Origin of the sequence: Rarobacter incanus, assembly GCF_006715765.1 — a bacterium.
GTDB lineage: Bacteria > Actinomycetota > Actinomycetes > Actinomycetales > Cellulomonadaceae > Rarobacter > Rarobacter incanus.
The window spans coordinates 1,030,390-1,052,838 of sequence record NZ_VFNV01000001.1; the positions used below are offsets into that span (position 1 = coordinate 1,030,390).

A 22,449-nucleotide genomic window follows, 5' to 3' on the forward strand; every position below is an offset into this window, starting at 1 on the left:
CGCGAAGAGAGAGGCTCTTCTCAGCATAGAGAGCGTCATACCTCCCGCTTCGAGACCCAGCTTGTGGATAGTCATACCTATGAACCGGCTCATCTTTACAGATTCCCCCAGACTCGATCGACGAACCTTGCGCTTGCGTTCCCGTCTTCCAACGGCATGTATTCCTTCACGAATGCCCGGCGATCCTGCCCATGTGGATCTCGCCCGTTATAAATCTCAACGAGCGCCTCGATGAGTTCCGCGCGATCGGTAACTATGTCACCCGGCGCAGTATTGAGATACGGAAGTAGCGACGACCGCCCTGCCAAATATTCATCGAGATCTGGAACCAAGAAGACCATAGGTTTTCCCGTTAAGGCGTAGTCAAAGCGCAGGGAGGAGTAGTCAAGAACTGCGACGTCCGACGCGACTATGAGGTCTCCGATCTCGGGATAGTGCGTAACATCGATCACATTCGGCGCACTTTGCAAGCGTGTCGAAACCCTCGCATTCATGTGGTGTCCGCGCACTAGAAATACGGTATTTGAACTGACCGCCGAGGCAATGTCTGCATAATCAACGAAATGATTCATCGTCGATTGAAATTCGTTTGTCGATGACGCGTCCCTATAAGTAGGCGCGTATAGAACCACATTTGCATCATCGGCTATGCCGAGACGTCCACGCAAAAACTGACGTTCTCCGACTTTCGGACCTCGAACAAGTCTGTCGTTTCTTGGGTATCCGATTTCGAGCGTCTCACCATCAAACCCAAACTCTTTACGAAGAAGCGGGGTAGCGTATGGCGCGGGGGACACAAAAAAATCCCATTCGGCGGAGCGTCGAAGGAATGACTCGATTCGCTGCTCGCTATATCCGAAATGCCGCCAATACGAAAGACCCATTTCTTTGAACGGGTATCCGTGCATGGTTTCAACAAAAATTTGCCCTGGCCGTTTGCGCGAGTAATCGGGTTGATGCACGTTATCGATGTAGACTCCGGCTGATCCGAAAATCTCGTACCACTCGCGCGTTCCTATTAAAACTGGAATCCCACCTTCAGGGACAGCAACCGCTGGGCTTTGTACGCCCCAATAGAGCCGAAGGTCGGCTCCGCGGCGATAGAGCTCCTCATGAATCGCTAGTGCATTACAGGTGCTTTTCTCGCCGTAATAGCTTCGGAACAAGACCGCGTCCTGCTGAACACCGGTGTCGATTGCCTTTTGGTATCGGGAGATGTTACGCTGTTGGTTTCTTGTGCCACGATCACCGGGTTCGAGGTAACTGTTCACATCCAGGTTTGCCTGCACGCGGCAACTGTTAAACGTGATCGCCCCAGGTGACAACGGCGGCGATACGACGAATGTGTCCGCGAGATGCTCCGCGATATCCAGTCTAGTAAAGAGATCGCCATCGCTATCCGCGAATTGCAGCGTGTACGCGCCGGGATCGAGCGCCTTCAACGGCGAACCCCAGCGATCGGAACTAAGATCGAGCTTCACTCGAAAACGCTCGCCATCGCGTACTGCTCGGGCCACGGATCGGATTCGTTGCCCTTCGATGATCACGCTCAGTTCGTTACGGAAATGGGGCGGGTACTCCCCTTCAATGAGAATTGATCCATCGTCTGCCTGAGCCACGTCATCAATGCTTATGGCTGCGGGCAACGCAACGATCCGGGCGGTGCGTCCCCTGTAGCGCTCGGCGGCAAGGTAGGCGCCCAAGTTCGATGTGCCCTCCATCGGCACACCAACTGGCCAGGATCGACCGTCCTGTGAAACCGCCGAAAGTGTCATTCCCATAGAGGGATCAGCCCAATTTACCGACGCACCGTTGATAGCACGCACTCGATCCCACTCTTCGACGAAACCAGCGGGGATTTTCACCACGTGATCGGAATCGGATCCCTCGAACCGCATCCAGTCGCTCTCAAAGACACTATCCTTGTCAATTTCGACCCGTAGCAAGCACTTCTCGGCGTGTTGGGCCCCACGTAGCAAGACAGCGATGTCGCCCAAAGCCGAGCGCGCCACGGATTCGACCAATAGCCTTAGGGGTCTGACGTTGATGGCCAGGCCATATTTGGCGCTCAATCTGAGATCGTAAGCGCGATCCCCATAGTCGATCGCTAACCGGCGATCGACCGGAAAGGAGGTGTTGCCATAAACGGGAGCGTCGAAGACGTAACCCCCTTGTGAGATGATCAGGTGCAGCCTCCAGGAGCCGCTTGAGGTCAGCTGCCGGCAGTCCACGACCAATTCGACCGCGCTATCGACCGAAGGAACCTGCGCGATCGCCCCTTCCACGCTTGCGGACGGATCAGCCACCCTACGCGCATCGACGACAACCGTCTCTCCGGTCCGAGCATTCACGGCAGTGGCCTTGTAATGAGGCGGATTATTGGCGCTTGAAACACCGGCAATCCTTGCATGCGCCCGTATGCGAATAGCATGGTCAGAAAAGACAACACTACGCACATGCACATGACCACGCCGGGCACGCGCAGGCAACCGCATGTCCAGATTTGCCTCGTCTGCAATCCGTTGGAATCTCGGCGACAGGCGCAAAACAGTCTCACCGCTATCAGATAACTTCACCGCGCTGTCATGCAGCGATCCTTGCGCCCATTTCATCAGACGCCAATATTCAGCGTACGAACGATTCTGGAGCAGATAATACGCGAGCCGAACGGTCGCCCAAATATCTGTGTCGGAGTCCAGCGTGACGTGAGCCAGGTATCGGCGAACTGCATCAGCTATTGTCCGAAGATATTCCGAAGTCACAGATTCTCTGTTCAGCGGCAAAAGGCGCGGAATGTCGTTCTGGAGAATCTGGAGTCGGCGAATATTCGCGACCTCAGATCCCTTGAGTCTTTGATACACTTTGAGAGAGTCATCCCAGGCGGCGATTTGATGCCGCAGGTTATCTACCTCGCGGGCCCGCTGCGTGATTGAGCTATTTTCCTCGTCTCTGATTCGCCAGTTCACAAAACGTTGTTCGATAATGTCAATGGATTTTGCCAAAGAGTAGGCTCTCGCAGCCACAACCTGATCTTCATAAAGTTTGCCAACCGGAAACTTGAGTCTCGCGCTATTCCAAAAACTACGACGATACAGTTTGCTCCAAGCTACAACGTTCACCATAATCGAAGGGCGGTCAGAAGGCGAGACACGCGATTCACCGAATTTCATAGCGTCCACGATCCATGAACCGGGGTTAACGGTACGTCCTGCCCGCTGGCGCTGATACCCACAAACCGCGAAATCTGATTTACTGGCCTTCAACGATTTGACGAGGGTTGAAATCGCGGATCGGTGAAGGGTGTCGTCCGAATCAATGAACATCAGATACTCGCCACTCGCTACGCGAACACCATTATTACGTGCGGCACTCAACCCTTGGTTCGACTGACGCCGATATTTTATGGAGCTATGCTCACTTGCGTAGTTCTTAGCAATCGCTGTTGACCCGTCTTTAGAACCATCATCGATCAAAACGATTTCAATATTTTTATACGTTTGGTCGAGCAGGCTATCGAGACATTCCGCAAGATATTTCTCTACGTTATAAACGGGAACCACGATAGAAACACGACCGGGCGCCTGGTGGCCACCTAGTCGTAATCGCATAGATTTGACGAACCGATATTTCAGCAGTTTTTGTCGTGCAGGACCGGCTTTTCTTCGTGCACGGCGATAGATTCCCCTAGCCTTCGTTTCGATGCGTTTGAATGCCGTTCCTGATTTCATTGCTACTCTCGTTGATCTTCGGATTTATCCGATTCTACGTTGTCATATTTCCAAGCGCGACGGCACGCTCGTACGATGTGAGACTTTCCATAAATAGCTTGTTAAACGAGCACATATCTTCGTTCGCTTATCGGTTGCGCCGCCTCAAACGTCTTGTTCACTGTAGCGGTTATGTGCCGTTAGATACCGGCGACGAACCGCGAAATATAGTCGTGTTCGGCGCAGGTGCTGTTGTAGACCGCCTGGGCGGCAGAGAAATCAGGGAAGTCTGATAACGCATGGGCGCGGCGGATCGATAGCGACACGGAGCAACGCTATCAATGTTCGCCCGCCAATGAAAGCGCAGGTCTTCAGTCGTACCGTACCAACCACGTGAGCCGCGGGCGGATGAGTGGCCGCAACAAACGGTCCAGGCTACGAGCGGAAAGCATCACGCTGAGTACGATCGCCGCCAACACCAAAATCGCAAACTTCCACGCGGAGTCAAACCATCCGAATGCCGCTTCCCACGTCGTGAACGCTACGATCACAAAGAGGTGAGCAATATAGACCGTCATTGTGCGTGTTCCCCAATCCGCTAGACGCGGCGCACGGCGCGGAGTGAGGGACAGTGCCGCGAATATCAGAACAAACGCAAGCATCATCAACGCCAACCGGAGGGCGCCCGCCCATGCCGGATTCCAGTCCAGATTCACATACGGTGTGGCGCCTTGCACGCCGGGTCGCAGTGCGAGCGCGTCCGCCTGCGGCGCCCACACGTAACAAGCGGCGGCAGCCATCGGTAAAAGCGCGGCTGCAGCAATCTTCGCCACGGGCCCCGCCAGGAATCCCCGGTGCAGGCGCAGACCGCCAGATGTGCGCCACCCCGCCACAAAAAATGGCAAGAAAACCAGGGTCCGCGAAATGGCCATGTGCCAATCTGCGGCGGGAAAATACCCCGCGGCCACCGCGATAATCACTGCCACTGTCACCGGAAATCGGATGACCGCAAATAAGGGCAATGTCAGGCGCCAGGCCACCAATGCGACAAGAAACCACAGGTACCAGTACGGTGCGGTCAGATCGAACGCATGCGGTTTATCACTGACGTGTCCAAAGAACCACCAGATCACGCTGAAGATGACGTACGGCGCGATAAGGGTACGGATCATCGAACGCGCCGAGCGCGCGGTGAGGCCCGCGGAACTAGAAAATCTGCCCGAAATGAACGCAAACATCGGCATGTGAAACGAATAGATAAAGAGGTACAGCGCGTACATCAGGCGCGAGTCTGCATACCTCTCGATCGTGTGCCCCACCACAACCAGGGTTATCGCGATGAACTTTGCGGTGTCCCAGACGGGGTCGCGGGGGCGCGCCACCGGCGCGGCTCCGCCGCCGGGCGCCATCGCGGCGAGACCCGGCGGATCAGCCGCGGCCAACGACTATCCTGGCGACGCCTTGCCAGCGGGCGGCATCGGTAATGTTTCTCCCGTCGACCAGCAGGCGGATGCCGGGGAAGTCTCCCGCGGCGATCTCGCGGTAGGCCACGTGGTCGGTCTGCACGATCACGACGTCCACCGGATCGCCCGGGTGATACGGGTCCCACCCAAAACCGGCAAGCTCGTCATCGCTATACAGCGGGTCGGATACGACGACCCGGGCGCCGCGGGCGCGAAGCGCCTCCACGACGGCAAACACCCCAGAAAACGCCGTTTCCTTGACACCGCCGCGGTATGCGGCCCCCAATACGGCGACCCGCAAACCGTCCAGGGACCCCAGCAGCTCGGTGGCCCGGTCGACCACATGCGCGGGCATGGCGGCGTTGACCGCGCGGGCCGTGCGCACAATCTGCGCCGACGGATCCACGGATAGGTAGAGGCGCGGATACACCGGGATACAATGCCCGCCGACCGCGATGCCGGGCCGGTGGATGTGCGAATACGGTTGGGAGTTGCACGCATCGATGACGGCATAAATATCGATGCCGTGGGATTCGGCAAACATCGCAAACTCATTCGCCAACCCGATGTTGACATCCCGGTAGGTGGTTTCAGCGAGTTTGGCCATCTCGGCGGCCTCGGCCGACCCCAGATCCCACACGCCATTGGGGCGCGGGAGGTCGGGGCGCTCGTCGAATGTTAAGACCGACTGATAGAAGGCGGTGGCGCGCTGCGCGCCCTCGGGCGACAACCCGCCGATCAACTTGGGATATTTGCGCAGGTCGGCAAACACGCGCCCGGTCAGCACGCGTTCGGGGGAAAACACCAGATGGAAATCGGTGCCTTCGCGTAGCCCGGAATCGGCCTCGAGCAGGGGCTTCCAGCGACCGCGCGTGGTGCCAACCGGCAGCGTCGTCTCGAAAATGACCAAGGTGCCGGGTGTCAGGTGCTGCCCGATCGAATGGGTTGCGGCGTCCATCCAACCGAAGTTGGGGGCGGCGGTGGCCTCGTCCACAAATAATGGGACGACAACGACGACCGCATCGCTGCCGGGGATCGCATCGGCGTAGTCGGTCGTTGCGCGCAAGCGGCCGGCGGGTACGGTTTCGCGCAGCGCCGAGCCCAGGCCGGACTCCCCCGGGAACGGTTCGCGCGCCTCGTTGACCGCCCGGACCGTGTCGGCGTTGATGTCGACGCCGACGACATTGTGCCCCGCGAGCGCGAATTGGGCCGCAAGCGGCAAACCGATTTTCCCCAGTGCTACGACCGATATTTTCACAGATGCAATTCTATTGCCTCGATGACGCGGCCGGCTGCCCGGCCGTCCCCGTACGGGGTGGCGGAAACGTCGGTGGGGCGCGGCCGCGTAAGTCCCGCAAGGATCTGCGGACCCGTGTGCGCCAGCACGTTCCACCCCAGGTCGACAGTCTCCACCCACTCGGTTTCATCGCGCACGGTCGTGCACGGCACGCGCAGCAAGAAGGCCTCCTTTTGCAGGCCCCCCGAATCCGTGACGATTCCGCGCGCCCCCAGCGCCGCCCGCACCAGGTCCGGGTAGGCCAGCGGGTCGCGTGCCCGCAGCGCGCCGCGCGTCAGGTCGATCCCCGCCTCGCGCGCCCTAGCCGCCACCCGGGGATGGGCCAGCAAGATCACCGGCGCGTCCGCCGCCGCCAGCGCCTCCACAATTTCCGCTAAGCGGGTGGGATTATCCGTGTTATCGGCGCGATGGATGGTCGCAAGATAGTAGCCTTCCGCGCCCAGGCCCCATTGCGGGACGAGGCCCGCCCCCTCCCGCAAGACCCTATCCCGCGTCGCGAACAGCACGTCGGTCATCACGTCGCCGACCACGACCGTGCGGCCCGCCAGCCCCTCATCGCGCAGGTGTTCGGCGGCCACGTGCGTGGGCGCCAGCAGCAGATCGGCCGCGTGATCGGTCAGGACCCTATTGTGTTCTTCTGGCATGCGGCGGTTGAACGATCGCAGGCCTGCTTCCAGGTGCGTGACGTGCATGTGTTGCTTGACGGCGCTCAGCGTTGCGGCCAGCGTCGAATTCGTGTCGCCGTAGACCAGGACGGTGTCGGGCTCCAGGTCGGCGAGCACGCCGTCCAGTTCGGCAAGCATCGCCCCGGTCTGTTGCCCGTGCGTTCCCGATCCGATCCCGAGGTGCACGTCGGGGGCGGGGATTCCCAGATCCGAAAAGAACACGTCCGACAGCAGCGGATCGTAGTGCTGGCCCGTGTGGACAATCCTGTGGTCGATTCCGGCGGCCCGCGCCGCCTGCGCGATGGGGGCGAGCTTGACGAATTGGGGCCTGGCGCCAACGACGCTCACGATTCTTGACACCTGCCGATCCTAGCGAATCCCCGCCCGGTACACTTGCGGATCGTGAACGTTCAGCGCGGTCCCATCGAGCCGGTGCGGCTCGACGCGCTCACCGGGCTGCGCTGGTGGGCCGCCTTGGCAGTGTTTGCCTACCACTGCGAGAATCTGGTGGAATTCCCCGCCTTCATTGCGCGGTGGCTGCAGTGGGGCTATCTGGGCGTCACGTTCTTCTTCGTCCTGTCGGGGTTTGTGCTGACCTGGTCGATGCGCCCGGGCACTTCCCGCACCACCTTTTATTGGCGCAGGATTTCGCGCATCTATCCGCTGCACCTCGTCGCGCTGGTCCTTGCGATACCTGTCTTCTATTCGCTACATCCCGACCCCGCCCAGTGGTGGGTCAAGCAGTGGTCGCTTCCGGTCATTGCCCTGTCGGTCGTTGTCCTGCAGGGCTGGTGGCGCGATCCCGTCATCCTCTTTTCGGGGAACCCCGCCGCGTGGACGCTCACCGCGGAATTCTTCTTCTACGCCTTGCATCCGTTCCTTGCCGCCATGTTGTGGCGGGTGCGCCGGCGCGGCGCATTCGTCGCGGTCGGCGCGATAGCGGCGCTGAGCCTGGTCGCCCGGATCGCCGCCATCGCCTGGCCCGCGGGTTGGTTCGCTAACCTTCCCTGGCCGGTCTTGCGAATGAACGAGTTCGCCCTGGGAATGGCGCTGGCGTGGGCGATGCGGTGGGGTTTCGCGGCGCGCGTACCGCCCTGGTTCGTCGCGGCCGGCGCGACAGCGGCGTTCGCGGCGCTGACGTACCTTCCCTCCCTGGGCGGAATCGGCCAATGGGTTCCCGAAGTTGCGACCGCAATCAGCGCGCTGGCGATCGTGTCGGTGGCGAGCCGCGAGATGGCCGGTGGCGCCCGGTGGCTGCGGTGGCGCCCCATCGTCGTTCTGGGCGAGTGGTCGTTCGCGTTCTACCTGATCCACGCCACCATCCTGTACGCGGTGCGGGAGGCGGGGGGCTTTCAACCGTGGGGAGCCCCCACCGCTGTCACCGTTGTCGCGTTGGCCGCGGTGGCGATCGCGGGCGCGGGCGCGCTGCACACACTGGTCGAGCGCCCCGTCGAATCCCGGTTGCGCCGCGTGTGGCCGGCGGCGCCGCGCCCCCGGTAGGAGCCGGTCGGCTTTGCTACGTTAGGGGCGTGCGCATTCTCATCGTCACGCCGTGGTTCCCCACCACCGCGCTGCCGCATTCTGGGGTCTTTGTGGTGCGCGACGCGGTCGCGCTGTCCGGGCGGCACAGCGTCCGCGTCATCCACCTCGTTTCCCCACAGCACCTGGGCCCCGATCCGCGATCCGCGCGCGTGCGCGACATCCCGGTCACCCGGGTCCCCATGTCCAGGGCGAATCCGCTGCACTGGTTGCGGGCGGCGCGCACCGTGCGCGCCGCCGCCCGGGCCGCCGACGTCGTGCACACGCAGGCCATATCGGGCCTGCTCCCGTTCGCGCTGGCGCGCCCGAGTCGCACGGCCGCGTGGGTGCACACCGAGCACTGGTCGGCGCTGACGACGCCGGGTACCCTGCCGCGTTGGGCGCGACCGTTCATCCGGCCGATCTCGCGCCTGCTGGCCCGCCCCGACGTGGTCACCGCCGTATGCGAGCGCCTCGCCGCCCCGATCCGCGCCGTCCGCACGGGGCCGGTTCGCGTCATCGGTTGCGTGGTAGCGGCGCCGGCGGGCCTCGTCGATCTTGCGCCCCAGCCCGGCCCGCTGGCGCTGGTTGGTGTCGGCGCCCTGGTGCCGCGCAAGGGTCCGCTGATGGCCGTAAGGACCGTGGCGGAACTGGTCGATCGGGGTGTCGACGCGCGCCTGACCTGGGTCGGCGATGGCCCGCAGCGGGCGGATGCGGTCGCGTTGGCGCGCGACCTCGGTGTCGGCGAGCGGCTGACGCTCACCGGCTCGCTCGACGATGCTGGGGTCCGCGCGCGCCTCGACGCGGCCCGCCTCATGCTCATTCCGACGCTGGGCGACAACTTCTGCACCGTTGTGGCCGAGGCCCTGAGCCACGGCCGACCGGTGGTTTCCGGGATAGAAACCGGGGCAAGCGAGTACACGGCACCCGCGGTCGGGGCCTTCGTGGCGGATCAGACCCCGGGCGCGTACGCGGATGCGGTGCAGGCCGTCCTGGCCTCGACAAGCAAGATGAGCGCGGCGGATGTTGCGGCCACTCTGGGCGATCAGTTCTGGCCCGCCAACGTGGCCGGCGCCTACACGCGCATCTACGAGGACGTGGTCGGCGGCGCTTTGCGGCCCGCACCGGGCGGCACCCATGCAAAGTGACGAAGACCTGGACGTCGATGTCATCATCGCCGTCCACAACGATCGCAGGCCCCTGGAGCGTGCCGCCGCCTCGGTGCTGGAGGCGACCCGCGCCCGCGTGCGGGTGACGGTGGTTGCCCACAACACCGACCCGCGGGCCATCCGGGATCGCCTCGGTGCCCTGTATGCCGACCCCCGCCTGCGGTTGCTTGCGCTCGAAGACGGGATCCCCAGCCCTTCGGGGCCATTCAACCTCGGGTTGGACGCCGCCACCGCGCGGTACACCTCACTGCTCGGATCGGACGACTACCTGGCTCCCGGCGCCGTCGATTCGTGGCTTTCGCGCGCGGCTCAATGCCGCGCGAATGTTGTTATCGCGGCGTTGCGACACGACGACGGGGCCCGCGTGCCCACCCCGGTTGTCCGTCCGCGCCTGCGTTCCACGCTCGACGTCAAACGGGACCGGCTCATGTACCGTTCGGCGCCGCTGGGTTTGGTCGACCGATCGGCCTTCGGGCACCTGCGCTTCGCGGCCGACCACCCCGTGGGGGAAGACCTGCCGTACGTGTGCCAGCTTTGGTTGCAGGGAAGGGTCGCCTACGACCGGCGCGGTCCGGCATACATCATCGGTTCCGAGGCAACCGACCGCGTAACCTTCACGCCGCGTTCGATCGCCGACGAATTCAGGTACTTACCGTCCATCCTCGCCGCGCAATGGTTCACCAGCGCCGCGATCCCCACGCAGTCCGCGATCGTCGCGAAGTTCCTCCGGATCCACGTTTTCGGCGCCATCTATTACCGCTCCGATCCCAGTTGGTGGGACGGCGCCGAACGCGAACACCTGGCCCAGGTCACGTGGGCGCTGATTCGCGAGGGACACGGGATCGAACGGGTACTGTCGCGCGCGGACAACGACGTCATCGCGGCCGCCCTGGACCCGGCCGTTCCCGCCGCCCGACTCGTGGCGGCCGCGCGGCGGCGACGCCGCTTCACCCGCCCCGCCGCGCTCATCCCCGCGCGCCCCGCCAGCCTGCTGCACCGCGAGGCGCCCCTGCGATTCATGGCCGCGTCCTACCTGGGCACGCTGTAGCCTCGCCGCCCGGCCCCAACCGGGGCGCCGCCGGGCACATGCCCCCTGCGTCGCCAACCGACCTAGGGCGCCGCGCTCAACCAGCTCTCCAGGGCCGCGCGCGCGCCGCGGCCCGTGTGGTATCCCTCCACAAACGCGGGTCCGGCTTGCGCGGCGCGCACCCGGTGCAAGTCGCGCTGCGCCGCGATACCAACCAGCACCTCGCGCAGCGAATCCACGCTCGCTTCGACTATGGGAAGTTCCTTCCCGGTTGTCTCGCAGACGTAACCGCGCACCGCCTCGCTCACGTGCCCCACGACCACGCGACCGGCGGCCATCGCCTCGCAGGCCGCCACCCCGTAGTCGCCAACCAGGAACTGGTCGACCACCACGTCCGCCGCCCCGTAGAGACCGGGCATTGCTCCGTGCGACACGCCCGTGGCGGGGCGGTAGTCGATGATGCCTTGCGCGTCCAGCTCTTCGAGGACCGGCGCGATTTCCCGCGTCCCCTTGATCCGGCCGGATGACGGAATATGCGCAACTATCAGCCGGCCGGTCGCATCGCCTAGGTTCCGGGCCCCCGCGCGCACCCACCGGTCGGTGGATATGGTCACGGGCAGCACGGTGGCTGCGGGTACATCCGCCAACAGCCCCGCCGTCGACACAAAGGTCGGCGCATCCACCTCGCGCAGCACACCCAGGTTGTGGCGAACTCCCGCCTCGACCTTGTCCAGGTCCGGCCACCCGGTGCGGAAGGGAGACCAAGGTTCATTGACCGCGTGGCGCGAGGGCAGGCGAACGTCGGTGCCGTGCGCAACCATGGCCACGTTCACGCCCCTTTCCCGCAGCGCCCCGACCTGCCGCACGACGTCCCCCCCAAAGGCGCCGCCCAGTATCCGCAATTCCGCCTCGATCAGCACGTGCGTGAACGTCCGGGCGATCCAATCCAGGGTTTCGCGTTGCCAGCGGCGCGAATGCGCGGAAATGCGGTTCGGCACCACCCAATCGGCAGCGAAAGAGAACGAGTTGCCCGTCCCCGTTACCATCGCGACCGCCGAGGTCAGCGGGCGCGCGCCCACGGCGCGCGCCCAGGCCGCTCCCTGTCCCGCAAAGTTGGCCGGCCCGATCAGTAGCCGGGTGTCCTCGCGGGCAACCCGCGGGGGCGCGGGGGCCTTTTCTCCCGCCCGCCGCGCCTGCACCAGACCGGCGCCGTCTCGCGCCCAACGAGGCAGGTAATGCCAGATCGCGGCCCTAGCGTTCACAGTCGAATCCACTCCCTGTTCAGGATCTGCGCGCTGCGCGGTCCGCTGTGCACCCCGCGGACAAAGGCTCGGCCCGCTTGCCCCAACTCTTGCCACGCGGCTCGCCGCTCGATCAGCTCGACAATGACGTCCGCAATCGAAGCGACGGTGGCCTCGACAATGGGTAGATCCGCGCCGGTTGCGGCACGCACCCGGGCGCGCACGGGATCTGCGACGTGCCCGACGACCACCCGACCGGCGGCCATCGCCTCGCAGGCGGCGACGCCGTACGACCCCAGGCGGAACTGGTCAATGACGATATCGGCGCTCGCGTAGAAGTCCGGCATTCTTGCGGTCGGGATGTCGCGGGCGGTCACGTAGCGGATCAGCCCGGAGCGATCCAGATCGCGCAGCGCGGGTTCCACCAGGTGCGTTCCCTTGATCGCCGCGCGGCTGGGGATGTGCACGACGGTGGGGATGCGATCTAGCGTCCCGGGCGCGGGCGCATCGGATTGCGCCCAGCGCTCCACATCGACGACGACCGGGCACCAGGTGGCGTACGGAACGTCCAGCAACAGATCTGGGGTTGACACGAAGACGGGCACCCCGAGGCGGTCGAGCAGGCGCCGGTTGGCCAGGGCATCGCGCTCGTATTTGTCGATGTACCAGTGGGGGTCCAGGTAGGGTGACCACGGGGTGAGGCGTTGGTGGCGCGACGGTAACCGGATGTCGGTTCCGTGGCACATCATGGCTATCGAAGCGCTGCCGAGCGCGGCGACTTCGCGTTCGATGTCGCGGTCGAATAGCCGCCCGAACAGCGGGCGCTGCGCCTCGAACATGACGTGGGTGAATCCGCGAGCTGCCCGCAACTGATCGGTTTGCCACCGCGTTGAGAGTTGATAGACCGGGACCGGCACCTCCCGATCTGCCGGGAAGCTGAACCCCGCGGGTTCATCGACGGCCAGGTTGCGGGCCGCCAGGGTTGGCGCGTAGGCGCTCTCCAACGCCCGCGCCCACAACCACCCTTGTCCCGCATAGTTGGTGGGTCCGATCAGCACGGAAACGTTCGCGTCCGGCGCCTCCAAGGCCGGCGGCACCGACCCCGGATCGACGCTCCCGTGAGCGCGCGCCGCCAGGCGCCCCAGCGGGCTCGCCGGATTCTCGGCAACCCAGTCGATCGCGCGGTTCACCGGTCGCGGCAGGTGCACGCGGTGCCGCAGGAAGAAGGCGACCGCGCGGTTGGCGGCCCTCGTCGCCGCAGCGCTGGCCCCGCCAACCCAGGCCCGGATCCCGCGCCTCACCGCGGCAGCGCCAATCGCACCAGGCGCCGCGCGCGGGAATCGACGGCGAGGGATAGCCACGGACGCGCCGCAATGAGTTGCGCAAACCGGGGGCTTCGCAGGCGCGCGGCCCGTGCCACATCGCGCGCGCTTGCCTCCGGTTCGTCGGCGTCGATTCCGCAGACCACACCCGCAATCATCGCTTCGGGAATCGACAGATAGCCCGTTGCGTCCGGGGCCAGTTCGCTCAGCCACTGCCCCACCGCCAGCAGCGATCTCACGTCGTTCTGCGCCCACGCAGATGCGTCAGGGCGCCCGCGCACCGCGGTGACGACGCTGGTGCGCCACAGCTTGATGGCGATCGCCCGGCGCTGGCGTATCGACAACTGCCACGGCCAGGGAGCGGCGGCCAGATGAACCAGCGCTATGGCCTCCTCGTGGAAGGGGCGCGGAATCAACGTGACGCGCTCGGGGGCGTCCCGGCCGATCACGTACGCGGGCATCCCCACGCCCGCGTCAACGTAACCCCGGTTGCAGGCGGCCAACCCCAATTCGATGTCCTCGCCGGTCGCCGCCGTCGGCGTCAGCCGCACGCCCAGATCGGCAACGAACTCGCGCCGCAGCAGCCCCAGCGGGGCGGTGCGGTAATCGAGCCGGTCCCGAACGGGATCCAACCGCCGCACGCGGCGGTACCGCAGCAGCGGTTCGCGCCACAGCGGGCCGCCATCTTCGCGGATCGCCGCCATGAGGTAATCGGGCCGCCACCTGCGCACATGCTGCGCCCAGGCGGCGATGGCCCCGGGTTCCAGGTAGTCGTCGGATCCCAGTAGCCCAACGTAGTCGGCCGTCGCCGCATCCAGGCCCGCGTTGAAGGGACCGGCCGGCGAATGCAGGCCATCGCTGAGTTCGATGACGCGCAGGCGGCGGTCGGTCGCGAACGCGGCGAGCGCCTGCCCGAACGCGGCGCGCGGCTGGTTGTGCGCCACGACCGTCACCCGCACGTCGTCTCCCGCGCGCGAACCGAGCACCGACCCCACCGCGCGCCCGACCTGCCGGCGCGGGTCGTGGGCGGCGACGACGATATCGATCAGCGGTCGGTTCACAGTTTCTTCCCCAGACCCGCCAGCGCCACCTGCTCACCGAACTGCGGCACGGACTTGGCCAGGCCGGCGAACGTGTCGTGGCCCAGGATCCTGCCGCCCGCGACGTACGCGACGCGATCGTAGTCGAGGATCGTGGACAGGCGGTGCGCCACCGAGATGATGGTCATGTCGCCCTGCAGCGCCTTGATGGCGCGGGTCACGGAATCCTCGGTCTTGGTGTCGAGCGAACTGGTGGCCTCGTCCAAAACCAACACCAACGGATCGGCATACAGGGCGCGCGCGATTCCCAAACGCTGCTGCTCCCCGCCCGAAAGCGCGACGCCGCGCTCCCCGATCATCGCGTGGATGCCGCCCGGCCGCTCCGCAACCATCGGCCCCAACTGGGCCATCTCAATGGCCCGCTCCACGCGCTCCGCATCGTAGTCATTTGTCCAGGTCAGTGCCACATTTTGGGCGATCGTCCCGTTGAACAGCGAAACCCGTTGGGGCACGTATCCCACGCGCGATCGCCACGCGCGCAGGACGTCGATGAGCGGCATTCCGTCTATCGCAATGGTGCCACCCGACGCAACCGAGAGCCCCAACAAAAGGTCCACCAGCGTCGATTTACCCGCGCCCGACGGCCCGACGATTCCCAGCGACGACCCGAACGGTATTTCCAGGTCCACCCCCTGCAGCACGTCATGGTGCGCGTTCGGATAGCGGAAGCGCACGTCGCTAAGTTGCAGGATTCGCGGGGAGGTGGGCAGTTGCGCGCGATCGGCGGCGGGTTCGGTGGCGGCCACGTCGGATTCGGACTCGCGAATGTCGGTCACCACGTCCTGGGCCGATGGGAGCGTGGCCGTGGCCTGCACAATGCTTGCCTGCACGCCGTTGATCGCCGGGATGAGCCGAAATCCGGTCGCGGCAAACAGCACGACGGAAATGATCGCCTGGTTCATATCGCCGATCGCGTACCCCACCCCGCCGATCAGCACAAAGCCCCCCACCAGCGCCGATTCGAACACGAAGCGAGGGACTACGGAAAGGAACGACGTGTTGGCGCGCGCGCGCACGGCCCGGCGCCTTTCGGCGGTGACGACGGCGGCCACCTCGTCGAGCCGGTTGCGCAGCGTGATTTCCTTGAGCGCCTCGACCATCTGGGTCATGAAGTTCGCGACCTTGTAGCTGGCGTCGCGGTTGACGCGGCCCGCCTCCATCGACCGCTTCGTGACGATCCGGTTGACCACGAACGTGACGAACCCCAGGTACACCACCGCGATTCCGGCGGTCACGGGCTGCGCGACGACCAGGATCGCGAGGATGAGGACGAACGTCAGGAAGTAGTTGGGGACCATGGCGATGGGCAGAACAAACCCCATGATGGCGTTGCCGATTGCGCCGTCGGCGATGCGCGTGATCTCCGCAACCGAACGCCGCGAACGTTGTTCCCACGAGGAGTGGATGTATGCGGCGAAGAGGCGGCGCCCGATCAGCAATTCGTAGTGCGCAAACCTGCGCGTGGCGACCCAGTGCAGCCCCACCGCCAAGACCCCCTTGGCGACGATGAGCGCGCAGGCGATCAGCACCAGCCACGGCGCAACGCCCGCGTCGAAGGTGCCGAGCAGCGGGATCGACAGCGTCGACGCCTGCGAGACGATCGGGGTGATCATCAGCGCCAGCAGCGACATTCCGGCGACGTCGAGCAGCGTCAGCGCGCTGGACGCACCGACATAGAGCATGAAGAATCGGCGCGCCCCGGCTGGGAACAACGGGATCAATTCGCGCAGGGTCCGCCACAGGACTTTCATGGGCGCTCCGTCTCAGCGGTTCGGCCGGAGGGCACCTGATCCACCAGCCCGTTGACGGCGCTCACCCAGATTTGCTCCTGATTGGCGGACGAGAGCTCCCTCGCCGCCCGCCCGGCTGCCCGCTTGTAGGCGGTAACCGCTTCGGGTGTCAGGGCATCGATCGCCGTTGCGAGGTCGCGGGCCGTGAACCCGTCCGCGATGACGCCCAGGCCGTAGTCGTTGACGTAGCGCGCCATTTCCGGCGATGGCCCGATCAGGACCGCCAGGCGCGATTGCACGTAGTCAAAGAGTTTGTTCGGCAGTGCCCAGGCGTTGTTGAAGTTGACGGGCGGCAGCAGGTGAACGCCGACGTCATACTGGTGCAGCGTCGCGGCCAGATCCTTGTAGGCGACGGGGTCGTGCACCGTCACCCTGGCGCTTGCCTGCGTTCGTTTGCGCAGGTCCTGCACGTACGCCGGTTCGTTCGGGACGAGGTATAGATCCAGCGTCACGTCGCTGGTCGCGTCCAGCACCGCCTGGACCATCACGTCCAGGTGCCGGTCGCGCATCCCCACGCCGGAATGGACCAGCCGCAGCGGGCTGCTGGCCGGTGTGGCTGCAAGGTCCTGGTACGGTGCCGCGTTGGTGACAACGGCGGGCGCGAATCCGAAGTTCTTTTCGTATTCCGCCGCCAGGCCGCCGCTGACGGTGGTGAATGATCGAGCGCGGGCCACGTACTTGGAGCATAGCCAGTTCAGGTACGGGGTTTGCAACCGGTGCCAGGCCGGGATCTCCTGGTGCAGGTACGGCGAGTATTCGTGCAGATCCGCGTGCACGCCGCAGCGCGGGCGCGCGGCGAGCGCAACCCCGACCGCCTCCACGTCATTGGCGATCACGACGTCGGGGCGGCGCGACCCGATCAGGCGCAGCGCGGCCCGCACGGACGGCATGAGCCAGTAGGCCATGCGGTACGCCCGCAGGCGCAGGTAGGGCCCGAAAGGACGGTTCGGTGTCCCGTCCGCAATCCGCAGGTGCGCGTGCGCGGCCTCGGGCCGGGGCCCGTACCCCACCGTCGTGACGCGGTAGGTGGGGGCGAAGGCGCGGACCTGCTTGAGCACGCGCGCGTCGGATGCGATGGGCGAAAAGGAGATGATCATCAGGTCGGGTTTGGTCACGCGCTGATCGCCTTTCGATCGAGGGCGGTCAGGATCACGCGCACCGGGTTCGACTCGCGGTCAAGGACGTGCGCGGGGTTGGGGGGCACGTGCCGGTTCCACATGTTCGCCGCCGCCCGGCGGTTCACCGCGTGCCCGATCGTGGACGCAGTCGCCCGGGGATTTAGCAATTCGCGTAGCACCCATAGATCGGCCCGGGAGAACGGTTGCGCCCAGCGGTCACTGAGCGCACAAATGGCCCGCATCGCGGCGCGCAGCGCCGCGATGTCCTCGTCCGAAAAAGCAATCTGCCCTGCTCCCTGGCCCAGGATCCTCGCCACCACGAATCCCAAGACGTGGATGCGGGCCAACTTCACCGCAAGGGAGCGCCGCACGGCGGCTGGCGCCGAACGCGTCCACGGCGCGGTAGCCGTCGACAGCACCGCCCGCATGACGCGTTCGACGGGAACGGGATCCATCGACACGCGTGAGGCGGCATCGGCGCCGATGATGTACCGCGGGGCCCCACGCGGATAGGCGATCTGGGCACCGCTTGCCCACAGCCGGGCGCTTGGTTCCATATCGATGCCCGCGTGCAGCGATTCATCGAAGCGGTAGGCGGATTGCCACAGCGTCCGGCGCAGCAATCCGAGCGGCGAGGTTCGATACAACACCCTGTCGCGCACCGCGTCTAAGCCATCCGTGCGTCCCGGACGCGGCAGCGGGTTGGGTATTTCCGTGCCGTCCTGGTGACGGATGGGGGCAAGTATCGCGTCCGGCGGCTTCGGTGCGCCGTCGCCGTGCCGCAGCAGCGCCTCGTAGCAGCCCGCCTCGACCATGTCGTCAGAGCCCATGACCGCCACCCATTCGGCCCGCGCGTGCGCGATGCCCGCGTTGAAGGGGCCTGCGGCCGACGCGATGCCGTCCACGTGCCGTATCACTTCGATCCGGCTTGGATCCAGTCCCGCGAGGTGGGGAGATAGGGCGTCCGGGTCGATTCCGTGCGCGACCACGATGACGCCGATCGGGCCGCCGCCGGCCAAGACGCTCGATACCGCCCGGCGCAGGGGGCGCGCGGGCGTGTGCACGGCGATGACTATCTGCGCGCGCGGGCGCGCGGGCGCGCTCACGCGCGGCCCCTCGGGGCGGGCTCCCGCGCGCCGGGTGAGGCCCCCAGGTCCCGGGTGCGGGTGCGGGTGCGCTCGCGCCGCACCGCCACCTGCTCCACGACGCCCGCGGCCAGTTCGGCCGTGCGCGCGATGGAGACGTTCTGCTCCGCCCAGTGCGCTATCCGCCGCCGCGTGGCGGGGTTGGGTGGATCGGCCAACGCATCGGTGAGAGCGGCAGCAACCTGGTCCGTTCCATACCCGCAAACCCAGCCCGCATCGGTATCGCGCACGACCCGCGCGGCGGGCCCCGGACCCGCGTACAGAACCCGGGTGCCGCAGGCAAGCGCCGCATTCACCTTCGTGGGATAGGCGAAGTCGTAGCCGATGTCCGGGCGGATGGATACCATCGCCACCCAGGCGGAGGCGAGGTAACGCGCGGCTGCGGCGGGAGGGACCGTCGGGACGAACTGCACCCGGTCGGCGATTCCCAGGTCGACGGCGAGGTGTTCGAGGCGCGACCATTCGCTGCCCTGGCCCACAAAAATGAGTTCGGCGCCGGCCACGTCGGTCTGCGCAAATCCGCGGAGCAACACCTCCGCGCCCTGCCACTCGGAGGTCGTGCCGACGTAAACGGCGCGCGGGAGCGAAGTCGGCGCCGCGGCGTGCGGCGTGAAGATCTGCGTGTCGACGCCGTTGCGCACCACCACGCATCGATCGTGCCCCGCCAAGTCGCGGACCCTGGCGGCCACGCCATCGGTCACCGCGATGACCGCGCCAGCACCCCGCAGAGCGAACCTTTCCATCGCGCGGACAACCGCAGTCACCAGGCGCGGCGCTCCCGTGCTCGCCGTGGCGTCCGACCAGATATCGGCGGCGTAGTAGACGTACGGGATGCGCCGCAGCGCACACGCGATCCTGACCGCCAAGCCCGTTGTCGGCGGCGGCTCGGCGACCACGACATCGGCGGGCCCCCCGGCAAGTACGCGAAAGAAAGCGGGGATGTCGAAGCTGAGGTACGGGACATAGCCGCGCACGTAGCCCGCCTTATCGCGTGCAGCGGGCCAACGTTTAACCCTCCCGGGCACTTTCGACGAGGCCCCCCTGCCCGTCGGCCCGGTCGTCGTGGTCGCGACGGTCACCGCTGCGCCCCGGCCTTCCAACGCCTGCACCAGGGCGGCGAGGCGAAAGGAAGCGGCCGCGGGTTCTGGCGCGTAGATTCGCGTGACCAGTGTGACCCTCATGGAGTAAAGGTTACCGGCTGCCCCGATCGTGCGGACTCCAAGAGGCCCTCAACCACCTGCAACGTGCGCAGGCCGTCGGCCATTGTCACGACGTCCGATGGCTTTCCGAGAACGGCGTCGCGGAACGCCTCGTGTTCGGTGCGCAGCGGCTCCCGCTTCGCGAACGCGAAGCGGGTCACATCGCCCTCGCTCACGCCACGGAAGGCCTGCATCGAATCCCACTCGACGGGTATGGTGCCGTTCGCGTAGAACGTCAGGTCCCCGGTCGCCGTATCCGCCACAAACGCCCCGCGCTCCCCGGTGACCACCGTCGTGCGCTCCTTCATCGGGCTGAGCCAGTTGACGATGTGATTCACGATTACGCCCGAGGCCAGGCGGCCGGTGGCCAGGACCATGTCCTCGTGCGGGCGTCCCGAACGACGCGTCACCTGCCCGCTAATCGCGGTGTACGGGCTCTGGGCGACCCACGCCGTCAGATCGACATCGTGCGAGGCGAGGTCCTTACCCACGCCCACATCGGCGATGCGCGCCGGGAACGGCCCCTGCCTGCGCGTCGCGATCTGGTAGACCTCGCCCAGATCGCCGTGCTCGATCCGGCGCCGCGCCTGCTGCAGCGCCGCGTTGAAACGCTCGATGTGCCCCACGGCCCCCACAAGCCCGCGCGATTCGAACGCCTCGACCATGCGCTCGCCCTGCTCGACGTCGGTTGCGATGGGCTTTTCGACCATGGTGTGCACGCCCGCATCCGCGAGCGCCAACGCGGCGTCCTGGTGAAACTGGGTCGGCAGAGCCACGACGGCGATGTCGATTCTCGCTTCGATCAGGGCGGCCACGTCCGGAAGCACTTCCAGATCCCCGGCCACGCCGAAGCGGTCCCCCCCGGCGTCGGCGACGGCAACCAGGTCAACGCCGTCGATTTCGCGCAAGACGCGCGCGTGGTGGCGGCCCATGGCACCGATCCCGATGAGGCCCGCGCGCAGGTTCGCCATCAGGCACCCGCCTTCGCGACCGCCGCTACGGCCGTGACGATCCGCTCCAGGTCCGATTCGGACAGGGACGGGTGCACGGGCAGGGAAATTACCTGCGCGGCGGCCCTCTCCGTCTCGGGTAGGTCCAACCCAGGCGCGAACTTCTCGAGGGAGGCGAGTCGGTGGTTGGGAATCGGGTAGTAGACGCCGGAGCCCACGTTGTACTCCTCGCGCAGCGCCTTGACGATGCGATCGCGGTCCTGCTCGACGCGGATCGTGTACTGGTGGTACACGTGGACCGCCCCGGGGGCAACGGGCGGTGGGGTGACGCCGTCGACCTCGGATAGGTACCGGGTCAGGTAGGCGGCGTTGTCCTGCCGCTTCTTGGTCCAGCCGCCCACCTTAGTCAGCTGCACGCGCCCGATCGAGGCGTGGATGTCCGTCATGCGGGCGTTGAATCCGACCAGCTCGTTGGCGTACTGGCGTTCCATCCCCTGGTTGCGCAGCAGCCGGACGTTGTGCGCGATCTCGCTGGTCGCGGACACCATGCCGCCCTCCCCGGACGTCATGTTCTTGGTCGGGTACAGCGAGAACATTGCGAATTGACCGAACGTCCCCACGCTGCGGCCCTGCAGGGAAGCTCCGTGCGCCTGCGCCGCGTCCTCGAACAGTTTGATGCCGTGTTCGGCCGCGATGCTCTCGAACGCGGGCGCGTCGTAGGGGTGACCGTACAGGTGAACCGGAAGGATGGCCGCGGTGCGCTCGGTGATCGCGGCACGGGCGGCGCGCGGGTCCAAGCAGAAGTAGTCCGGTTCGATATCGACAAACACGGGGGTGGCCCCCGTCAGCGCGACCGAGTTTGCCGTCGCGGCGAACGTGAAGGAGGGGACGATGACCTCGTCCCCCGGTCCAATCCCCGCGGCCAAGAGGCCGAGGTGCAGTCCGGCGGTCCCGGAATTGACCGCGACGCACTCGCGGCCCTGCACGAGCGCCGCGCTGAATTCCTCTTCGAAGGCCTTGACCTGCGGGCCCTGCGCGATCATGCCTGATCGCAGCACGGCGTCAACGGCGGCTCTCTCCTCGTCGCCGATGATCGGCTTGGCGGGTGGGATGAAATCGTTCACTTCGCAACCTCTCTGAGGTCGCCTTCAACGACCTCGTACCGAACCTCGCTGACCGGGCACACCCACTGGCCAGCTTCTTCTCGCAACGGGACCCCGGCTTTGCCCACCCAGCCGATGCGACGCGCGGGAACGCCCGCGACAAGCGCAAACGGTGGCACGTCCTTGGTCACCACGGATCCGGCGGCGACCGTGGCCCAAGCCCCGATCCGCACCGGAGCGACGCACACCGAGCGCGCACCGATGGCCGCGCCCTGCTCTATCGTGACGCCAACGGGCTGCCAGTCATGCGCTGACTTTGGGGTCAAGTCGGGGTTGACCGCGCGCGGGAAATGATCGTTGGTCAGGACCACGGCGGGACCGATGAACACGCCATCGGCCAGGTCCGCCGGTTCGTATACCAGCGCGTAATTCTGGACCTTGCAGCCGTTGCCCATGCGCACACCCGACCCGATGTACGCACCACGACCGACCACACAATCGTTGCCAATGTCTGCGCCTTCGCGCACCTGGGCAAGGTGCCAGATGCTTGAGCCCTCGCCGATTGATGCGTCCGGCGCGACGTCCGCGCTCTGCGCAATTCGCACGCCCACGTGGCCTCCCCACAGTCTCGTTTT

18 protein-coding genes are annotated in these 22,449 nt (G+C 65.7%); 3 read left to right on the forward strand and 15 right to left on the reverse strand.

Annotation, left to right across the window (positions count from 1 at the left end; genetic code table 11):
* Positions 1 to 95: 95 nt before the first annotated feature.
* The 5 genes from FB389_RS04355 to wecB all read right to left on the reverse strand — a co-directional run bounded on the left by FB389_RS04355 (position 96) and on the right by wecB (position 7,492).
* On the reverse strand, positions 96 to 3,728 hold the full coding sequence (locus FB389_RS04355) for a bifunctional glycosyltransferase/CDP-glycerol:glycerophosphate glycerophosphotransferase (RefSeq protein ID WP_142111539.1): 3,633 nt from the start codon (positions 3,726 to 3,728) through the stop codon (positions 96 to 98).
* 179 nt (positions 3,729 to 3,907) lie between these two features.
* Complete coding sequence (locus FB389_RS10835; RefSeq protein ID WP_281282022.1) at positions 3,908 to 4,033, reverse strand: hypothetical protein; 126 nt, start codon at positions 4,031 to 4,033, stop codon at positions 3,908 to 3,910.
* Positions 4,034 to 4,078: 45 nt separating this feature from the next.
* The gene (locus FB389_RS04360; RefSeq protein ID WP_142111540.1) at positions 4,079 to 5,149 is read right to left on the reverse strand and encodes an acyltransferase family protein; all 1,071 of its coding nucleotides are present in this window, start codon (positions 5,147 to 5,149) and stop codon (positions 4,079 to 4,081) included.
* The gene (locus FB389_RS04365; RefSeq protein WP_142111541.1) at positions 5,136 to 6,428 is read right to left on the reverse strand and encodes a nucleotide sugar dehydrogenase; all 1,293 of its coding nucleotides are present in this window, start codon (positions 6,426 to 6,428) and stop codon (positions 5,136 to 5,138) included. Before FB389_RS04365 ends, FB389_RS04360 begins: the two co-directional genes overlap by 14 nt.
* On the reverse strand, positions 6,425 to 7,492 hold the full coding sequence (gene wecB, locus FB389_RS04370) for a non-hydrolyzing UDP-N-acetylglucosamine 2-epimerase (protein ID WP_211344949.1): 1,068 nt from the start codon (positions 7,490 to 7,492) through the stop codon (positions 6,425 to 6,427). Before wecB ends, FB389_RS04365 begins: the two co-directional genes overlap by 4 nt.
* A gap of 42 nt (positions 7,493 to 7,534) precedes the next feature.
* Between wecB and FB389_RS04375 the strand changes: the two genes are divergently transcribed.
* From FB389_RS04375 to FB389_RS04385, 3 genes are read left to right on the forward strand one after another with little or no spacing between them, the layout of a single operon-like run.
* Positions 7,535 to 8,632 (forward strand): acyltransferase family protein, encoded by a 1,098-nt coding sequence (locus FB389_RS04375; protein WP_246043514.1) that lies wholly within the window; start codon positions 7,535 to 7,537, stop codon positions 8,630 to 8,632.
* A gap of 29 nt (positions 8,633 to 8,661) precedes the next feature.
* Positions 8,662 to 9,798: a glycosyltransferase gene (locus FB389_RS04380; RefSeq protein ID WP_170207871.1), complete on the forward strand. Its 1,137-nt coding sequence runs from the start codon at positions 8,662 to 8,664 to the stop codon at positions 9,796 to 9,798.
* Positions 9,788 to 10,867, forward strand: coding sequence for a glycosyltransferase family A protein (locus FB389_RS04385; protein WP_170207872.1), 1,080 nt, complete (start codon positions 9,788 to 9,790; stop codon positions 10,865 to 10,867). Before FB389_RS04380 ends, FB389_RS04385 begins: the two co-directional genes overlap by 11 nt.
* 62 nt (positions 10,868 to 10,929) lie before the next feature.
* Here FB389_RS04385 and FB389_RS04390 read toward each other — a convergent pair whose 3' ends face one another.
* The 10 genes from FB389_RS04390 to FB389_RS04435 are packed head-to-tail and all read right to left on the reverse strand — an operon-like array spanning position 10,930 to position 22,425.
* A complete protein-coding gene (locus FB389_RS04390) occupies positions 10,930 to 12,108 on the reverse strand; it encodes a glycosyltransferase (RefSeq protein WP_142111544.1) in 1,179 nt (392 codons plus the stop codon).
* A complete protein-coding gene (locus tag FB389_RS04395; protein ID WP_142111545.1) occupies positions 12,105 to 13,388 on the reverse strand; it encodes a glycosyltransferase in 1,284 nt (427 codons plus the stop codon). Before FB389_RS04395 ends, FB389_RS04390 begins: the two co-directional genes overlap by 4 nt.
* Positions 13,385 to 14,470, reverse strand: a complete 1,086-nt coding sequence (locus tag FB389_RS04400) for a glycosyltransferase family 2 protein (protein WP_142111546.1) — start codon at positions 14,468 to 14,470, stop codon at positions 13,385 to 13,387. Before FB389_RS04400 ends, FB389_RS04395 begins: the two co-directional genes overlap by 4 nt.
* Positions 14,467 to 16,260 (reverse strand): ABC transporter ATP-binding protein, encoded by a 1,794-nt coding sequence (locus tag FB389_RS04405; protein WP_142111547.1) that lies wholly within the window; start codon positions 16,258 to 16,260, stop codon positions 14,467 to 14,469. Before FB389_RS04405 ends, FB389_RS04400 begins: the two co-directional genes overlap by 4 nt.
* Positions 16,257 to 17,414: a glycosyltransferase gene (locus FB389_RS04410; protein ID WP_142111548.1), complete on the reverse strand. Its 1,158-nt coding sequence runs from the start codon at positions 17,412 to 17,414 to the stop codon at positions 16,257 to 16,259. The genes FB389_RS04405 and FB389_RS04410 overlap by 4 nt, the downstream gene beginning before the upstream one ends.
* Complete coding sequence (locus FB389_RS04415; protein WP_170207873.1) at positions 17,411 to 18,523, reverse strand: glycosyltransferase family 2 protein; 1,113 nt, start codon at positions 18,521 to 18,523, stop codon at positions 17,411 to 17,413. Before FB389_RS04415 ends, FB389_RS04410 begins: the two co-directional genes overlap by 4 nt.
* The gene (locus tag FB389_RS04420; RefSeq protein WP_142111550.1) at positions 18,520 to 19,743 is read right to left on the reverse strand and encodes a glycosyltransferase; all 1,224 of its coding nucleotides are present in this window, start codon (positions 19,741 to 19,743) and stop codon (positions 18,520 to 18,522) included. The genes FB389_RS04415 and FB389_RS04420 overlap by 4 nt, the downstream gene beginning before the upstream one ends.
* Positions 19,740 to 20,732 carry a Gfo/Idh/MocA family protein gene (locus FB389_RS04425; protein WP_142111551.1) on the reverse strand — a complete coding sequence of 331 codons (993 nt, stop codon included), beginning with the start codon at positions 20,730 to 20,732 and terminating at the stop codon, positions 19,740 to 19,742. The genes FB389_RS04420 and FB389_RS04425 overlap by 4 nt, the downstream gene beginning before the upstream one ends.
* Positions 20,732 to 21,835: a DegT/DnrJ/EryC1/StrS family aminotransferase gene (locus FB389_RS04430; RefSeq protein WP_142111552.1), complete on the reverse strand. Its 1,104-nt coding sequence runs from the start codon at positions 21,833 to 21,835 to the stop codon at positions 20,732 to 20,734. Before FB389_RS04430 ends, FB389_RS04425 begins: the two co-directional genes overlap by 1 nt.
* Positions 21,832 to 22,425, reverse strand: a complete 594-nt coding sequence (locus tag FB389_RS04435) for an acyltransferase (RefSeq protein ID WP_142111553.1) — start codon at positions 22,423 to 22,425, stop codon at positions 21,832 to 21,834. The genes FB389_RS04430 and FB389_RS04435 overlap by 4 nt, the downstream gene beginning before the upstream one ends.
* Between the last annotated feature and the right edge of the window lie 24 nt (positions 22,426 to 22,449).

What these genes read in the sequence shown, in the direction of transcription:
- FB389_RS04405 (WP_142111547.1), bottom strand. Translation starts at nt 16,260, where the DNA reads ATGAAAGTCCTGTGGCGGACCCTGCGCGAATTGATCCCGTTGTTCCCA.
- FB389_RS04355 (WP_142111539.1), bottom strand. Translation starts at nt 3,728, where the DNA reads ATGAAATCAGGAACGGCATTCAAACGCATCGAAACGAAGGCTAGGGGA.
- FB389_RS04420 (WP_142111550.1), bottom strand. Translation starts at nt 19,743, where the DNA reads ATGAGGGTCACACTGGTCACGCGAATCTACGCGCCAGAACCCGCGGCC.
- FB389_RS04425 (WP_142111551.1), bottom strand. Translation starts at nt 20,732, where the DNA reads ATGGCGAACCTGCGCGCGGGCCTCATCGGGATCGGTGCCATGGGCCGC.
- FB389_RS04385 (WP_170207872.1), top strand. Translation starts at nt 9,788, where the DNA reads ATGCAAAGTGACGAAGACCTGGACGTCGATGTCATCATCGCCGTCCAC.